Annotated in this window: 15 protein-coding genes and 1 pseudogene; 7 read left to right on the forward strand and 9 right to left on the reverse strand. The window is 70.1% G+C overall.

What is annotated here, in order from left to right; genetic code table 11:
- Positions 1–6: 6 nt before the first annotated feature.
- Positions 7–1,563, reverse strand: coding sequence for a long-chain-fatty-acid--CoA ligase (locus G6N56_RS28275; protein ID WP_085257559.1), 1,557 nt, complete (start codon positions 1,561–1,563; stop codon positions 7–9).
- A gap of 97 nt (positions 1,564–1,660) precedes the next feature.
- Positions 1,661–2,125, reverse strand: coding sequence for a hypothetical protein (locus tag G6N56_RS28280; RefSeq protein ID WP_085257705.1), 465 nt, complete (start codon positions 2,123–2,125; stop codon positions 1,661–1,663).
- Between the two features lie 296 nt (positions 2,126–2,421).
- On the opposite strand from G6N56_RS28280, the gene G6N56_RS28285 reads away from it, so the two are divergent.
- The 3 genes from G6N56_RS28285 to G6N56_RS28295 all read left to right on the forward strand — a co-directional run bounded on the left by G6N56_RS28285 (position 2,422) and on the right by G6N56_RS28295 (position 5,016).
- Positions 2,422–3,219: an SDR family NAD(P)-dependent oxidoreductase gene (locus tag G6N56_RS28285; RefSeq protein WP_180150444.1), complete on the forward strand. Its 798-nt coding sequence runs from the start codon at positions 2,422–2,424 to the stop codon at positions 3,217–3,219.
- A 17-nt stretch (positions 3,220–3,236) separates the two neighbouring features.
- The gene (locus tag G6N56_RS28290; RefSeq protein ID WP_085257558.1) at positions 3,237–4,169 is read left to right on the forward strand and encodes a catalase family peroxidase; all 933 of its coding nucleotides are present in this window, start codon (positions 3,237–3,239) and stop codon (positions 4,167–4,169) included.
- A 76-nt stretch (positions 4,170–4,245) separates the two neighbouring features.
- Positions 4,246–5,016 (forward strand): sulfite exporter TauE/SafE family protein, encoded by a 771-nt coding sequence (locus G6N56_RS28295; RefSeq protein ID WP_085257703.1) that lies wholly within the window; start codon positions 4,246–4,248, stop codon positions 5,014–5,016.
- A gap of 3 nt (positions 5,017–5,019) precedes the next feature.
- On the opposite strand, the gene G6N56_RS28300 is transcribed toward G6N56_RS28295, so the two are convergent.
- Entirely contained in the window at positions 5,020–6,114 is a 1,095-nt protein-coding gene (locus tag G6N56_RS28300; protein WP_085257557.1) for a glutamate--cysteine ligase 2, read from the reverse strand.
- Positions 6,115–6,152: 38 nt separating this feature from the next.
- Entirely contained in the window at positions 6,153–6,590 is a 438-nt protein-coding gene (locus tag G6N56_RS28305) for an anti-sigma factor antagonist (protein WP_085257556.1), read from the reverse strand.
- 152 nt (positions 6,591–6,742) lie between these two features.
- Here G6N56_RS28305 and G6N56_RS28310 point away from each other — a divergent pair, with 152 nt between their 5' ends.
- Positions 6,743–7,360 (forward strand): TetR/AcrR family transcriptional regulator, encoded by a 618-nt coding sequence (locus G6N56_RS28310; RefSeq protein ID WP_085257555.1) that lies wholly within the window; start codon positions 6,743–6,745, stop codon positions 7,358–7,360.
- Positions 7,361–7,367: 7 nt separating this feature from the next.
- Here G6N56_RS28310 and G6N56_RS28315 read toward each other — a convergent pair whose 3' ends face one another.
- Together G6N56_RS28315 and G6N56_RS28320 are read right to left on the reverse strand one after the other, a co-directional pair.
- On the reverse strand, positions 7,368–8,024 hold the full coding sequence (locus G6N56_RS28315) for a DedA family protein (RefSeq protein ID WP_085257554.1): 657 nt from the start codon (positions 8,022–8,024) through the stop codon (positions 7,368–7,370).
- Positions 8,021–8,860: an SGNH/GDSL hydrolase family protein gene (locus G6N56_RS28320; protein WP_085257553.1), complete on the reverse strand. Its 840-nt coding sequence runs from the start codon at positions 8,858–8,860 to the stop codon at positions 8,021–8,023. Before G6N56_RS28320 ends, G6N56_RS28315 begins: the two co-directional genes overlap by 4 nt.
- A 111-nt stretch (positions 8,861–8,971) precedes the next feature.
- Here G6N56_RS28320 and G6N56_RS28325 point away from each other — a divergent pair, with 111 nt between their 5' ends.
- The 3 genes and pseudogenes from G6N56_RS28325 to G6N56_RS28335 form a co-directional block, all read left to right on the forward strand.
- Complete coding sequence (locus G6N56_RS28325; RefSeq protein WP_085257552.1) at positions 8,972–10,645, forward strand: acyl-CoA synthetase; 1,674 nt, start codon at positions 8,972–8,974, stop codon at positions 10,643–10,645.
- Between the two features lie 497 nt (positions 10,646–11,142).
- Entirely contained in the window at positions 11,143–11,715 is a 573-nt protein-coding gene (locus G6N56_RS29365; protein WP_232069173.1) for a hypothetical protein, read from the forward strand.
- Positions 11,716–11,861: 146 nt separating this feature from the next.
- Positions 11,862–12,292: pseudogene (locus G6N56_RS28335) on the forward strand (IclR family transcriptional regulator domain-containing protein); the annotation flags it as partial.
- A 9-nt stretch (positions 12,293–12,301) separates the two neighbouring features.
- Here the strand turns inward: G6N56_RS28335 and G6N56_RS28340 are convergent.
- From G6N56_RS28340 to G6N56_RS28355, 3 genes are all read right to left on the reverse strand, one after another.
- Complete coding sequence (locus G6N56_RS28340; protein WP_408632721.1) at positions 12,302–13,072, reverse strand: polysaccharide deacetylase family protein; 771 nt, start codon at positions 13,070–13,072, stop codon at positions 12,302–12,304.
- A 164-nt stretch (positions 13,073–13,236) separates the two neighbouring features.
- Complete coding sequence (locus tag G6N56_RS28345; RefSeq protein ID WP_269473805.1) at positions 13,237–13,863, reverse strand: NmrA family NAD(P)-binding protein; 627 nt, start codon at positions 13,861–13,863, stop codon at positions 13,237–13,239.
- A 270-nt stretch (positions 13,864–14,133) separates the two neighbouring features.
- Positions 14,134–15,297, reverse strand: coding sequence for an FAD-binding oxidoreductase (locus tag G6N56_RS28355; RefSeq protein WP_163645187.1), 1,164 nt, complete (start codon positions 15,295–15,297; stop codon positions 14,134–14,136).
- Positions 15,298–15,453 lie beyond the last annotated feature (156 nt).

The raw sequence follows: 15,453 nt of genomic DNA on the forward strand, positions 1-15,453 counted from the left end.
TCGCGCCTACACCGCCCGCCCGCGTTCTCGCCAATACGGTTCCCGCAGTGCGGTTTTGAGGATCTTGCCACTCGCGTTGCGGGGCAGCGACGCCACGAAGTCGACGGTCCGCGGGCATTTGTAGGCCGCCAGGTGCCGGCGGCAGAACTCGATGACGTCTTTCGCCTCGACCTCGGCGGTCGCCACCACGATCGCCTTGACCGATTCGCCCCAGAAGTCGTCCGGCACACCGATGACCGCCGCGTCGGCGACGGCCGGGTGCTCGATGAGCACGCTTTCCACTTCGGGCCCGTACACGTTCTCGCCGCCGGTGATGATCATGTCCTTGAGCCGGTCCTCGATGTAGACGTAACCGTCCGCGTCGAGGCGCCCGACGTCACCGGTGCGCACCCAGTCGTCCTCGGTGATCGTCTCGGCGGTCGCCTCGGCCCGGTTCAGGTAGCCGCTCATGTTCTGGTTGCTGCGCACCCAGATCTCGCCAGGTTGCCCGACGGGCACCTCGCCGCCCGTCTCGGGGTCGACGACCCGAATCTCGGTGCCCAGCACGGCCTTTCCGGCGGACAGCTGCAAGCCGGGCCGCGCGGGGTCGCGGTGGTCGTCGTTGGACAGCGCCGTCACCGCGCCGCACAGTTCGGTCTGCCCGTACACCTGGACGAAGTTCATGTCGGGCCACGTCGCGAGGGCTTGCTGCAGTAGGGGTGAGGGCATCGGCGCGGCGCCGTAGACGATGTAGCGCAGGCCCCTCATCGCGGCGGTCGCCGCCTCGCCGGCGTCCAGGAATCGCGCGATCACCGGCGGCACGAAGAACGCGTGCGTCGCGCCCGCTCGCACCGCCCCGAGCAGTGCCGCGGCGTCCGGCTCGCGGGTCATGATCGTCGGAACACCCGCCCGGATGCCGAACAGCGCGTAACCGATCCCGCCGACATGGAAGAGCGGCATGGCCACCAGGTTCGCGTCGCCCTCGGCGAAGGGAAATGCCGGCGCCAGGTTGGCGGCGTGATTGACCAGCGCGCGTTGACTCAGCAGCACGCCTTTCGGCCGCCCGGTGGTGCCGGAGCTGTAGATCACCAGCGCAGTCTGGGTCTCGTCGACCTCGGCGTCGGTCGCCGCGGGCGGCGCCGCGGCGAGCAACGCCTCGTACTGATCGTCGTCCCCGCCCACCACGACGACGCGTTCCAGGCCCGGGACCCGAGCCGCCGCCTGCTCGGCGGCGGGATGCAACTCGGCGCCGACGAACAGCACCCGCGCGCCGCTGTCCTGCAGGACGTGGACGATCTCGTCGCCCACCACCCGCCAATTGACGACCGTCGTCACCGCGCCGATCGAGGCTGCGGCGAAGAGAATTTCAAGGCAGGCGGGGTGGTTCTTGTCCAGGAACGCCACGGACTGGCCGCGCTCCACACCGGCCAACCGCAGCGCTCCGGCCGCCCGACGGATCCGCGACGCCCAGTCGCCCCAGGTCCACTGCTGGTCCCCGTAGCGGATCGCTACATCGCCGGGCCGCTGCTGCGCGTGCCGTTCGACGAACCCGGCGAGCGTTTCCGTTGTGCGGGTGTCTTGCATGGTTCTCCGATCGTCAAGCCCGTGGTCAACGGCCTTGATCAAGGCTAGCGACCCCGTGTGCACCCCCGGCGGAGAGCCAGTCTTCGCCCGCCGTCAGTCAGAGGGAGCGGATCATCATGCCGCCGTCCTCGACGGCCTGGGGGGTCGCGTTGTTGTTCTGCCGGAAGTCGATGAAGGCCGACAGGTGGTTGGAGGGGTTCAGGAGCTCGGTGAAGGCGCCGAGGACGGGAATTGGACCCTGTGGCGCCGAGACGTCGGCGGTGTAGTCGACGGAGATTTGCTGCTGGAAGTCGGCGCTCTGCGCCGGTCCCGGCGTGGGAGCGTCCACATTGTGCAGATTGGTCAGGCCGGTCGACGCCGCGTAGTGGTCTATGTCGTTCTGCAGGATGGCCGCGATATCCGCCCCGTCGGCCGGTTTGACCGCGACCCGCAGCTGGGCGCTGCCGTCGGTCTTGCTGATCGCCACCCAGTTCGGGCCTCGATGGCCGACTGCCCAGCCCGGCGCCGGGCTGATCGACACCCCATCGGCGATGTCGACCGGTCCGTCGGAGGCCAGCGCCACGCCGATGGGGATCGTCGCGGAGGCGGCGAGGGCAAGGCCCGTGGCGGCGGCGGAAATTGCCAGCGTGCGGGCCAAGTGGCCCAGTCCGGGCGATATCGGCGATGTGGTCATGGTTCGACTCCTGTCAACTCGGCGGTTGCTGATCCGCCACCCGTTTCACTCTCGCATCGCCGCGGATCGGAGTCCAAGACAGTGTCGAAATCACCTGATTCACGGGGTTTATCGGCGATTCGGCGGGACAGGTGGTCCGAGAGAAATCCGTTGTGCGCTAGGCGGCCGCACGCCGGTATGTCAGCATGACTGCCATGGTGAACGCCGACCGCGCCCACTCCCGCACGTTCGTCGTGACCGGCGTGGCGTCCGGGATCGGGCTGGCCACGGCGCGGCGGTTGCTGGCCGCCGGCGGCACGGTCATCGGGGCCGACGTGGCGTCCCCGCCCGATCTCGGGGCCGACTTCCACCTCGTCACCGCCGACGTCACCGACGAGGCCGCGGTCGCCGCCGTGTTCGCCGCCGTGCCCGACCGCCTCGACGGCGTCTTCCACGCGGCCGGCGTCGCGGGCGGTGGGCCGGTCCACCTGCTCGATCGGGACGAGTGGAACCGGGTCATCGGCATCAACCTCACCGGCACCTTCCTGGTGGCCAAGGCGGCGCTCGCGCGGATGATCGAGCAACCCCGCGTCGACGGCGAGCGCGGCTCGCTCGTCACCGTCGCCAGCATCGAAGGCCTGGAGGGGACGGCCGGCGGCAGCTCCTACAACGCGGCCAAGGGCGGCGTCGTCCTGCTCACCAAGAACATCGCGCTCGACTACGGTCCCAGTGGCATCCGGGCGAACGTCGTCTGCCCGGGTTTCATCGATACACCCATGGCGCAGAGTGTCTTTCGGTTGCCGGGGATGGAGGGCCCACTCGCCTCCATCACCGCCGAGCACGCCCTGCGACGGCTCGGCCGGCCCGACGAGGTCGCGGCCATGGCGGCGTTCCTGCTCTCGCCGGACGCCTCCTTCGTCAGCGGGCAGGCCATCGCCGTCGACGGCGGGTACACCGCGGGTCGCGATCACGGTGTCGTCAAACTCTTCGGCTTTCCCGACTAGCGCCTTACGATTCCCGCATGGTTACTCCGGACGAGGCGATCGAGGCGATCCGCGGCACCGGGGGAGCGCAGCCCGGCTCCCGCGCCCTGCACGCGAAAGGCACGCTCTACCGCGGCCGGTTCACCGCCGGCCCCGAGGCGGCGAAACTGTCCCGCGCGAAGCACCTGGACGGCTCGGCGGTCCCGGCGCTGTTCCGGTTCTCCAACGGGTCGGGCAACCCCACCCAGCGTGACGCGCTGCCCGGCGTGCGCGGGTTGGCGGTGAAGCTCACCCTGCCCGACGGGTCGACCACCGACGTCTCGACGCAGACCGCCCGGTTGTTCGTGTCGAGCACGCCGGAGGGATTCGTCGATCTGCTCAAGGCGATGCGCCCCGGCCTCACGCAGCCGCTGCGCCTGGGCAAGTACTTCCTCACCCATCCGCGCCTGCTGGGGGCGCTGCCCGTGCTGCGCGACGCCAACAGGGTTCCGGAGAGTTACGCCACGGTCTCCTACCACGGGCTGCACGCCTTCCGCTGGGTCGCCGCCGACGGCAGCTCCCGATTCGTCCGCTACCACCTGCGCCCGGCCGCGGGCGAGCACTTCCTCGACGGATCGGCCGCGCGGCGCCGCGACCCCGACTTCCTGCATCACGAGCTCAACCACCGCCTCGCCGGCGCGCCGGTGCGGTTCGACTTCGTCGTCGAGATCGCCGGACCGAACGACTCGACGATCGACCCGTCGGCGGCGTGGCGCGGCTCCGAGAAGGTCGTCGTCGGCAACTTCGAGATCACCGGGCTCGACACCGAGCGCGAGCACGGCAACGACATCGTCGTCTTCGATCCCATGCGGGTCACCGACGGCATCGAGGCCTCCGACGACCCGGTCCTGCGGTTCCGGACCCTCGCGTACTCGGCGTCGGTGAAGCTGCGCACCGGGGTCGACCGGGGGGCCGAAGCCCCCCCGGTGTGAGAAAAGTCGCCCGCCCGCGGGGTTGGTGACGCACCACCCGCGCCGACTAATGTGGTCGGAAGTGCTGCTCTCCCACATGATTTTGATCGCGCTCGCCGGCTTCGCGGCCGGCGCCATCAACGCCCTCGTCGGCTCGGGAACCCTGGTGACGTTCCCGACGCTCGTCGCGTTGGGCTACCCACCCGTGACGGCCACGATGTCCAACGCGGTCGGCCTGGTGGCCGGCAGCGTGTCCGGCACCTGGGGCTATCGGGCCGAACTGAGTGGTCAGTGGGACCGGCTGCGCTGGCAGATCCCGGCGTCGCTGGCGGGCGCGGTGGTGGGCGCGTTCCTTTTGCTGCACCTGCCCGAGAAGGTGTTCGCCGACATCGTGCCGGTGCTGCTCATTCTCGCCCTGGTGCTCGTGGTGGTGGGCCCGCGGATCCAGACCTGGACGGCCAAGCGGGCCGAGGCGCAGGGGCGCTCGGCTGAGCACACCACGGCCGCGCGGATGGCGGTGCTGGTGCTCGGCACGTTCGCCGTCGGTGTCTACGGCGGCTATTTCACCGCGGCGCAAGGCATCTTGTTGGTCGGCGTGATGGGTGTGTTGTTGCCCGAATCGGTGCAGCGCATGAACGCGGCCAAGAACCTGTTGACGCTTGTTGTCAATTTCGTTGCCGCGCTGGCCTATTCGATTGTGGCCGAAGGCCGGATCAGCTGGCTGGTTGCCGCGCTGATCGGGGCCAGCTCGCTCGTCGGGGGAATCATCGGGGCGCGATACGGGCGCCGGCTGTCGCCGAAGGCGTTGCGCGGCACCATCGTGGTGGTGGGCCTGATCGGGCTGTACCGGCTGCTCGCGGTGGCCTGAACCTCACCCCAGCGTCGCGACCCTGAGCTGCTCGACGACGTCCATCACCTTCCCGCGCTTCCGCCACGCCCGCAGCTGGCGTATCGCCCCGTTGCCGTCAGCGGCAATCCGGTCGAGTTCGCCGGTGACGCGGTCGTATTCGCCCAGCACCTCCAGCGCCGGCCGCACCCTTGACACCAGCGCCCCCAGCTGTTCCCGCGCCGGCACCGCCCCGCGGCCGCGGATCAGGTCGAGCGCGTCGCCGGAGAGCCCGTCGTGGGCCGCCTTCCAGTACGCCGCCCGCAGGGCGCCGGGGGGCAGCCGACCCAGCTGGTCGCCCTCGTCGGGAGCGTCCAGCGCCGTCATCACCGCCGCCCGGATCAGCGTGGCGATGAGCACCGTCTCGGCGACGGTGGCCGGCACGTCGGCGACCCGCACTTCGACCGTCGGGAAGTTCGCCGAGGGCCGCACGTCCCAATAGATCATCTTGGGGTCCAGGATCACCCCGGTGTCGACGAGCATCCGCACCGCTCGGTCGTAGTCGTCCGGCGAGGGGAAGAACGGCGGCGCCCCGGCGGCAGGCCAGCGCCGCCACAGCACGCTGCGCCAGCTCGCGTAGCCGCTCTCGGCGTTGCGATACAGCGGCGAATTGGCCGACAACGCGAGCAGCGACGGCAGCCACGGCCGCAGCCAGTTGCTGACGTGGACGGCGGCGGCCCGGTCGGGGACCTGGACGTGAACGTGGCATCCACAGATGCCCTGCTCATGGGCGACCATCCCGTACTGTTCCCCGATCCGCCGGTAGCGCGGAGTGTCCGTCACCGGGAACTCGTGCGGCGTGGCGGGGGGAAGCCCGGAGGCCAGCAGCGTGACGCCTGCGGCCTCGGCGGCCTGCGCGGAGACGCGGCGCAGCCGGGCGAGCTCCTCTTGCAGTTCCGCGCTGGTCGACATCACGCTGGACGTGGTCTCCACCTGGCAACTGCTCAGTTCCACCTGCAGCTCGATGCCCAGGCGCTCGCCCTCGGCGGCCACCGCGGCGTTGCGCGGGGCGGGTTCACCGGTGCGCGGGTGGACGAGGAGGAATTCCTCCTCCGCACCGAAGGTGGGAAGGTCGCTCATCAGGCCGAATGCACCGGATCAGTGGCCCGGCCGGTACGTCACCAGCGAGCGGCCGCACCGAGCGCCGAGTCGACGGTCGGGTAGATCGGCAGCGCGCGGTTGAGCCCGCACGCGTCGACGATCCGGGTGACGATCGGCTCGTGGCTCACCAGGCGCAGCTCGACGCCGCGCTCCCGGCAGCGCCGGGCCTCGTCGGCCAGGGCGGCGAAGGCGCAGCAGCCCATGAAATCGAGTCCCGTGACGTCCACGATGAACGGCCCGGGCGCGATGACCACGGTGGCGGCCTCGCTGACCAGCTGGCGCCAGGTGCGCTCGTTGCACGCGTCGACCTCCCCGCCGGCGTTGATCAACACCGCCGGGCCGAAGCGATCGGTCGTGGCCCGCAATGTGCTGCCGGGGTCGCCCAGTTCGTACACCAGCCGCGTGCTGAGCTTCAGGGGCGTGCTGGGTATCGGTTCTGCTATGACCGGGCTCATGGTGGACTCCCTCATTGCCCGGCGTGGGTACGCCGAAACGGTTGTCCGTCCTGCTGTTTGAAGACCGACTTCGCATAGTGCGAATCTCTGTTGTATAACGAGACAGGGCGGTCTGTCTATACAGCCCGGCTAAGAGTACGGTGAGGCTGGCTATGACGACCCACAATGTCGCTCCCGCCGCGTCGGCGCGGGAACGCATTTTGGCCGCGGCGTATGAGCTGTTCAGCCGGCGTGGGATTCGCGCTGTCGGCACCGACGAGGTGATCGAGCGCGCCGGGGTGGCCAGGGCAACGCTGTACCGGCACTTCGCCACCAAGAACGACCTCGTGCTGGCCGTGCTGCAGCGGCGCGAACAGGTCTGGACGCACGGCCTCATCGAGGAGCAGTCGCGGCAGCGGGGCACCACACCGGAAGAGCAGCTGTTGGCGATCTTCGACGTCATGCACGACTGGTTTCAACTGCGCGACGGCTTCGAGGGGTGCTCGTTCATCAACGTGCTGCTCGAGCTGGGGGCGGATCACCCGGTCGGGCAGGCGTGCATCGCCCACATCGACCACGTGCGCGACATCGTGCGCCGGCGCGCCGCCGCGGCGGGGCTGACCGACGTGGAGGAGTTCGCCTCGTCGTGGCACATCCTGATGAAGGGTGCCATCGTCCTGGCGGCGGTGGGTGACGCGGACGCGGCGTTGCGGGCCCGCAAGATGGGTAGCGCCCTCATCGGCGAGCATCGGCCAATCTCGGCGGCGGATCCCGGCGAGGCGGTGAGCTAGACCGGGCCTAAACAGTGGAACTGTCGGTCTTGCGATCGTGCTCGGCCTCCAGCTCGGTGATCGCGCGCGCGGTGCGTTCGCGCAGCGCGAAGGCGGCGATCAGGCCGAAGACGATCGCGACCACCAGCGCGACCCAGGAGAACCGCTCCATCCACCGTTCGGCGGCCATCCCCGCGAAATACACCAGGGCCGTCGTGCCGCCCGCCCAGCAGATGGCCCCCGAGACGTTCGCCGCCAGGAACCGCGGGTAGTGCATGTTCAGCGCCCCCGCGAGCGGCCCGGCGAAGATCCGCAGTAGCGCGATGAAGCGGCCGAAGAAGACCGCTCGCACCCCCCAGCGGTTGAACAACCGCTCGGCGAGCGCGACGTGTCCGGGCCCGAAGTGCTTGGGGAACCGCTGGCCCAACCGATCGAACAGCGGCATGCCGAACCGACGCCCGATGGCGTACCCGATCGAGTCGCCGACGACGGCGCCGATCACCGCGGCGAGGCCCACGCCGACCGGGTTGACGGCCAGGTCGTGCTGCGACGACATGAGCGCCGCCGTCACGAGCACGATCTCGCCCGGGAGCGGGATGCCCAGGCTCTCGACCCCGACGACCCCGCACACCACCAGGTAGACCGCGAGCGGCGGGACCGACTGCAGCAAGGCCTCCACGTTCATGGGTCAAGGATGCCCGACCGTCGGGCATCCCGCGTCGTATTCTCTTCGTCCGCGGTGCGGAACGGCTCCAATCGCGGGCGCTTGGGCTCGCGCCCGTCCGCCGACGAGAGGCCGCGCATCCTGCGCCAGATCCAGGGAAAGAAGGCGTCCTGCGTCCAGCGCAGCTGCCCGTAGGCGGTGGCGGGCAGCGACAATCGCGCCGGGTTGACACTCGGTTCGGCCCAATCGTGGTTGCTGCCAGGCAGACTCAGTGCCTCGGCGGCCGCGGCGGCGAACAGGATGTGTCCCTTGGTGGACGCGTGCACCCGGTCGATGGCCCAGGTGTCGAGGTCGCGCATCGACGCGGCGCCGTACAGGTCGACGAGCCGGAAGCCGTAGCGCTCGGTGGCCCCGCGGATCGCGGCGTTGATGCGGGACAGCCGCCCCGACACCAGCCGGCCGAGCGGCAAAAACTGCGCGACGTTGGGGAACGTGGTCGTCGCGACCGTCGCCCCCGATTCGGCGAGGGCGGCGTAGAGCTGTTCCAGGTCGCGCAGGGCGGGACCGAACGACCGGCCGGGCTGGATGACGTCGTTCATTCCGACGCACACCGTGACCAGGTCCGGTCGCATCGCCAGTGCCGGGGGGACCTGCTCGCGCAGCACGTCGCCGATCCGCTTGCCGCGAATCGCGAGGTTGGCGTAGTGCAGGCCCGGGTGCAGCGCATCGATCATGGCGGCGAGCCGGTCCGCGAACCCCAGCAGGCCGACGACATCGTCGCCGTCCCACAACCCCTCGGTCTGGCTATCTCCCAGGGCGACGTATCGGCGATATCCGGCGTGACCAAGCCCGCGCACGATGCCGAGACTAGTTTGGTGGCGGCGACTCGCGTCGCCCGGCTTCGCCGCGCCTCGCGATCATCGCGAGCGGCAACGTGGCGCGCCGTCGGCCCGTGGTGAGGAGTGTCCATGCAGGACGTCGAGTTCAACCTCGCTGAGGTGTTCGCGGCGGTGGCGGCGGCCAACCCGGACCGGGACTGCATCGTGTTCGGCGACCGCCGGTTCACGTTCGCGCAGACCGACGCGCGTGCCCGCCGCTTCGCCCGCGCGCTGAACCAGTGGGGCCTCGGCGCGCACCGGGAGCGCTCCGAGCTGGCGCCCCACGAGTCCGGCCAGAGTCACCTGGGGCTGTACATGGCCAATGGCAACGAGTACCTCGAGGCCATGCTCGGGGCGTACAAGGCGCGGGTCGCGCCGTTCAACGTCAACTATCGGTACGTCGCCGACGAACTGGTGTACCTGCTCGGCAATGCCCGCGCGGACGCGGTGATGTACCACGCGCGTTTTGCCCCGACGCTGGGCGAGGCGCTGCGCACCATGGGAGCCGACATACGCCTCATCCACGTCGACGACGGGTCCGGCCACGATCCGCTGCCCGGCGCGGTGCGCTACGAGGATCTGCTGGCCTTCGAGACCGGGGGGGTGTCCGACGAACCGCTCGACCTCACGCCCTCGCCCGACGACCTCTACATGCTCTACACCGGCGGCACCACCGGGATGCCCAAGGCGGTGCTGTGGCGCCAGCACGACATCTATCTGGGCGCCATGGGCGGCCGCAACTTCGGCACCGGCGAAGTGGTGACGAGCCTGGCGGAGATCGTCGAGCGGTCGAGGCCCGAGGGGCCGGGCTCGATGACGGTGGCGCCGCTGATGCACGGGGCCGCGCAGTGGGCGGCCTTCGTCAACCTGTGCGGCGGGCGACCGTTCGTGATGGCGCCGACCACCACCCACTTCGATCCGGCCGAGGCGTGGGCGCTGGCCAGCCGCGAGCGGGTGGTCTCGCTGTCGATGGTCGGCGACGCCTTCGGGCGGCCGCTGCTCGACGAGCTCGAGGCCGGCGATTACGACCTGTCCGGGTTGCTGATCCTGATCACGGGCGGGGCGGCGCTCAGCGCCCCGCTCAAGCGGCGATTCGTCGAATTGCTGCCGCAGCTGACGATCCTCGACGCGGGCGGTTCGTCGGAGTCCGGCTCCCAGATGGGTCAGGTGTCCAGTCGCGCACAGGCCGCCTCGGGCCGGTTCGCCCCCAATCCGGGTGCCGTGGTGGTCAGTTCGGACATGACGCGGATCCTGTCGCCCGGCGACGACGAGATCGGCTGGCTGGCCCAGCAGGGCCGGATACCGCTCGGCTACCTCGGGGATCCGGAGAAGACCGCTCGCACGTTCCCGGTGATCGAGGGGATCCGGCACTCGGTGCCCGGCGACCGGGCCCGCTGGCACGCGGACGGCGGGATCGAGCTGCTGGGCCGTGACTCGGTGACGATCAATTCCGGTGGGGAGAAGATCTTCGCCGAGGAGGTGGAGGCCGCGGTCGGGCGGCACCCCGCCGTCTACGACGTGGTGGTGACCAGCCGGCCCAGCGTGCGGTGGGGCAACGAGGTGGTCGCCGTCGTCCAGCTGGCCAATGGTGAGCAGGCCGACGGTGACGGCCTGGCCGACGCCATCATCGCCGAGGCAGCCCGCCACATCGCCCGCTACAAGCTGCCCAAGGCGATCGTCTTCCGTGACCGGTTGCAGCGGTCGCCGTCCGGAAAGGCCGACTACCGGTGGGCGAAAGCAGTTGCAGCGCAGGCTGATCAGTGATGGCGCGCTCGACGTGCCCCGGCAGGGATATAGGCGACCTCACGAAGCGATATCGGGTGCGCTATCGCTTCGGTGATTTACCTGGCGCTACCCGGAGGGCGCGGCCGTGACGGAACTGGCGAGCGCGCGAGACGTGCGGGCCCGTGCGGCGCTCGCGATCGGTGTCGTGGTCACCCTGGCGGTGTTCGTGGTTGGGCTGGCGTGGGCGAAGTGGACGCCGTACGCCGCCAAAGCCCTGGAGGCCCGGCAAACCCATCACTGGCCGGGGTCCAACATCCTCATCGCGGGCGGAGTCCGCCCGGGGGACGGTCCGAGCTGGCACGCCGCGACGACGTTCTTCCACGCGTACCTGGCCTCGATCTGGCCGGCCCTCGTCGTCGCGTTGTTGATGAGCGCGTCGGTGCAGGCGCTGGTGCCGCGAACGTGGTTGCCGCGCTTGTTGAATCGGCGGCGCGTGCTGTCGCGCGCTCGCCGGCGCGGTAGCCAGCACGCCGTCGATGATGTGCACGTGTTGCACCGCCCCGGTCGCGATCACGCTGCGGCGCAACGGCGTCGACCGCGCCGCCAGCGTTGCCTACTGGCTCGGCAACCCGCTGCTCAACCCAGCGGTGCTGGTCTTCTTGCTCTTCGTTGCTCCCTGGCAGTGGACGCTGACCAGGCTCCTGGTCGGCACCGCGGCGGTGGTCGGCGCCGCCGTGGCGGTGGGACTGCTGACGCGCCCACACGGAACCGGGCCGTCGGCGTCCGACACCGCGCCGGCGCGTGACTCGGAGGCGCCCGCACGCAGGTTTGTGGGGGCACTGCTGCGGCTGTGTCTGATCCTGTTACCGGAATACGCGGTGATCGTGCTCGCCCTCGGCGCGCTACGGGGCTGGCTGCTCGCGGGTACCCGGCTCCCGCACCACGGTCTGCTGATCGTCGTGCTGGCGGCGATCGTCGGCACGCTCATCGTCATCCCCACGGCGGGGGAGATCCCGATCCTGCAAAGCCTTGCGCTGCTGGGGTCTCGTCGGGGACGATCGGCGCTCTGCTCGTCACGCTTCCCGCGGTCAGCGTCCCGGGCGCCGTGATGGTGGCGCGCGGTCTGGGGTGGAAGGCGACGACGACCGCCGCGGCCGCCGTCGTCGCGGCCGGGTTGCTCGGGGCGGCGGTGCTGAGCCTGGTGTGAGCGGCGCAGCCGGCGCATCGGGTCGGCGCCGTCGCTGTCATGCCGAAGAAGGCTGAGCAGCCCGGGCCGGCGTTGACGGGCGTGGCGTTCGCGATCTTCGGCCGCATCGACATTCAGCGGTCCGCCGCGGCGGTCGTGCGCGGCCTCAGCGAGGAACCGCGTGAAATGGTCCGCGTCGGAATGCTCGACGGCGCCAACGTCCGGTTCGTCGCCGCGGTCGAGGCCCGGCCGCGGTGCGGGTCGCCTCCCGGCTCGGGCGCGAGCTGTCGCAGATCCGCGAGCGCGGCTGCGCCGTCAATCGCGAGGAGGGCGAGGACGGGGTCGCCTCGGTTGCGGTTGCGATCCCGACCGGCGGGCCCGGCCTGCGGCTCGCGCTCAACGCCGCCGCGCCGCTGAACCGGCTCGATGTGTGGCGCTTTCCCGCGGTGGCCGCCGCGCTCACCACGGCCGCCAAAGCCATTGGGGACCAACTGGGTTGAGGTGTCGCCTCACCGGCGCGCGAAAACGTCGTCGAGGGTCACGGTGCGCAGCCCGCGGGCGCGGATGATCTCCCGCAGCTGCCCGTAGACATGGGTGACCGGCGGGTGGTTGAGGTGGCCGATCACGATGTTCTGCGCGACGAACGACTGGTACGCGAGCGCGACGATCCGGTCCTCGGGCAGCAGCGCGGAATCGTGCAGGTCGCCCGACCACAACGTGGGATTCTGATAGCCGAGGCCGGCGGCCACCGCGTCCACCGCGGCGTTGTGGTGACCATAGGGTGGCCGGAAATAGGGGGTGGCGTCCACCCCGTACGTGTTGCGCAGAAACGCGTCGGTGCGGCGGAGCTCGTCGGCGACCTGGCCCGGCGCCAGCCTCGTCAAGTCCGGGTGCGTCCAGGTGTGGTTCGCCAGCTGAATCTGCCCCGCATCGACGAGTGGCCGCAGCAGGGGGGCGTTCTCGGTCCAGGAGCGGTAGGCGCCGGTGACGAAATACGTGAGCCGCACGCCGGTGTCCTTGGCGAACTGCGTGTAGAGGCGCACCACGTCGGAGTTGGCACCGTCGTCGACCGTCCAGGCCAGCAGATCGCCGTTGCCGGGCAGCCTCTTCAGTACGGCACCGCCCGGCAGCGCCACCCGCGATCCCGGGGCCGGGGTGACCGGCCCGGGTGCGGTCCCGTGCACGTCACCGCGCGCTACCGGCGTCACGGTTTCGCCCGCGCACCACGAGGCGCCCGCGAACCCCGCGGCCAGCGCGACGAGGAACCGCCGCCGGGCCAGTTCGCTCACGTCTTTGCTCCTGGGTTTGCGGGTCGGACCTGAGAGGTTACGTCCCCGGCCGACGCGCGCCGGGCACATCCGCCGGGTGGCGCGCGCTCGATACGAGCCTGTGACGTCCACGAGATGCGTCGGAAGCTGTTGATTCGCAAGGTGTCCGCGACAACTCATGCGTCACCGTGCCGGCCGTGAAGGTTGCGGTGCAGCCAGGTCGCCAGGTTTTCGACGTCGGGCACCAGGCGCCGGGTGGCGTCGAAGTCCGCTCGATAGGAAGGTGATTGGGTGAACCACCGAAACATCGTCTTCTGATCGTCGTCATCGCCGAGCACATCCAGCGGGGCCTCGGTGTAGGTCGCCCTCGTGCCGACCTGGGCGCCCACGCGTTCGGCGATCTGCGAGCCGGTCAGTTCGTCGCCGGCGATCTCGATCGCCTGTGGGGCCGAATGGGGCCGCAACAACATTGCCGCAGCGACCTTTCCGATATCTCGCACCGAAACCATCTGTAGCGGTATGCCGTCGGGAAGTGGCGCCGACACGGCGACGGGCCGCTCATCGGTGCGTATCATCTGGCTGAGATTCTCCATGAAAAATGTCGGCCGGACGAACGCGACCGGGACTTCGCCGTCTTCCAGGAACTCTTCGATCCGGCGCTTGCTCTCGAAGTGCGGGATCCCGGTGTGGCGCTCCGCGCCGCCCACCGAGCTATACACCAGGAACGGCAGCGCCGGCGGCGGCGGCTTCTGCGATGACGCGGCCGCGTTCGACTTCGCCGTCGGTGCCGTCCGGTCCGGCAAAGGTGGTCATGGCGAAGGCGACTGGCTCCATCGAAGGCGCGGCGCACCGAGTCGCGGTCGTTGAGGTCGGCCGCCACGACTTCGGCGCCGCGGCCCAGTTCGACACCGGCGTCGCTTTGCGGATCGCGCGTCACCGCGCGCACCGCGGCGCCGCGCTCGTAACCCCAGCACGACCGCCGATCCCTGCTGTCCGGTTGCGCCGATCACGGTGATGGTCATCGATGCCTCCCCTTGAGGTGTAGTTGCTGCTATTGCAGCAAGCCGTGCTCTTCATCGTTCGAGACCCCGATGGAACCGGAAGACGCGGCGGGGATCAAGTGCGATCTTGACGGCCCGCAACCGATTGAAGTCGGACGTTGACATCGACTCGCCCGCATCGAGCTGACCATCCCGAAAGGACGGAGCGGTCCGGCTGGTGTTTGCGGCCCGACTCGCGACGCCTACGGCGCGAAGCGACTCGTCCACCAAGTCGCGCGTATCCCCGTCGGCCGCTGCGCCCACGGCGTGGAGCAGGAACGGTGCGGGGACGCTTGTCAGGGCACCGTCGACGTCGGTGGGTCCGCAGTCGGTGTGACGCAATTCGATCATGTTCAAACCGCCGCGCCGGCCCGCGGGCAGCGTCGAACGTCGCGGCGATGGCGTCTGTCGCGTTGTCGCCCAGCCATATTCCGATGCCCTGGCCGGCAGCCGCGGGCGGGTCGAGATGGATCGCGGACAGGAAGCCACGTCGCCGGGACCGGTGGTGTCCACAACGGGCTGCGCGGCGCTCGTAACAGGGTCGCGCATGCCGTCCAGAACGGCTCCGCCGTCTGGTGATGCATAGGAGAGGTGGACAACCGGCGTGCCCAGCAGTTCGTCGGGAAAAGGGCCCTCGGGTGGGAGTTTCAACACCGATAGCGCACTGGTGACCGAAGCGCTCACGCGAGCGGTAGCGTTCGCCCACGCGGCGATTACCGCCGGCAGGTCGTCGGCACGCCACAGCAGGTAGCCGGTCCACAGGTCGGTCACCGGGACGAGGTCGATCTCGACCGCGGTGGCGATGCCGACGGGTGCCCCGCCGCGAAACGCCCATAGCGCTTCGCGGTCGATCGGATCGGACGCGTCGGGGGCGGCCCGGCGAATTCGGCCTTCGGCGTCGACGTAATCGACCGAGCGCAGCGTGGCCGCCGCGAGGCCGTGCTTGCGCACAAACCAGCCGACCCCGCCACCGAAGATGTAGCCGGCCACCCCAACCGTCGGCGACGTCCCGCTGAGCCCGAGAATTCCATGCGGGGCAGCGGCTTTCTGGACGGCCGGCCACATCGCGCCCGCGCCCACGTATGCAAGACGTCGCGTCGGGTCAACGGTGACGTCGGTCAACGCCGACGTGTCGAGCAAGACGTCGTCTCCGAGGACCGGCTCACCCGCTCCGTGGCCCGTGGCGAACCACGACACGACCGCCGAGGCGCGAAACCACAGCCACAGCGGAGGCCAGCTGGTTTGCCGATCGCGGCCGCACCGCCGCGCTGGGCGCTTGTTCGTGGCTGGAGTTGTCCGGACTGGTGGCGTCCGCGTACTCATCATCGCCGGGCGCGTAAACGGCGCCGGGAA

The organism is Mycobacterium saskatchewanense (assembly GCF_010729105.1).
Lineage (GTDB): Bacteria > Actinomycetota > Actinomycetes > Mycobacteriales > Mycobacteriaceae > Mycobacterium > Mycobacterium saskatchewanense.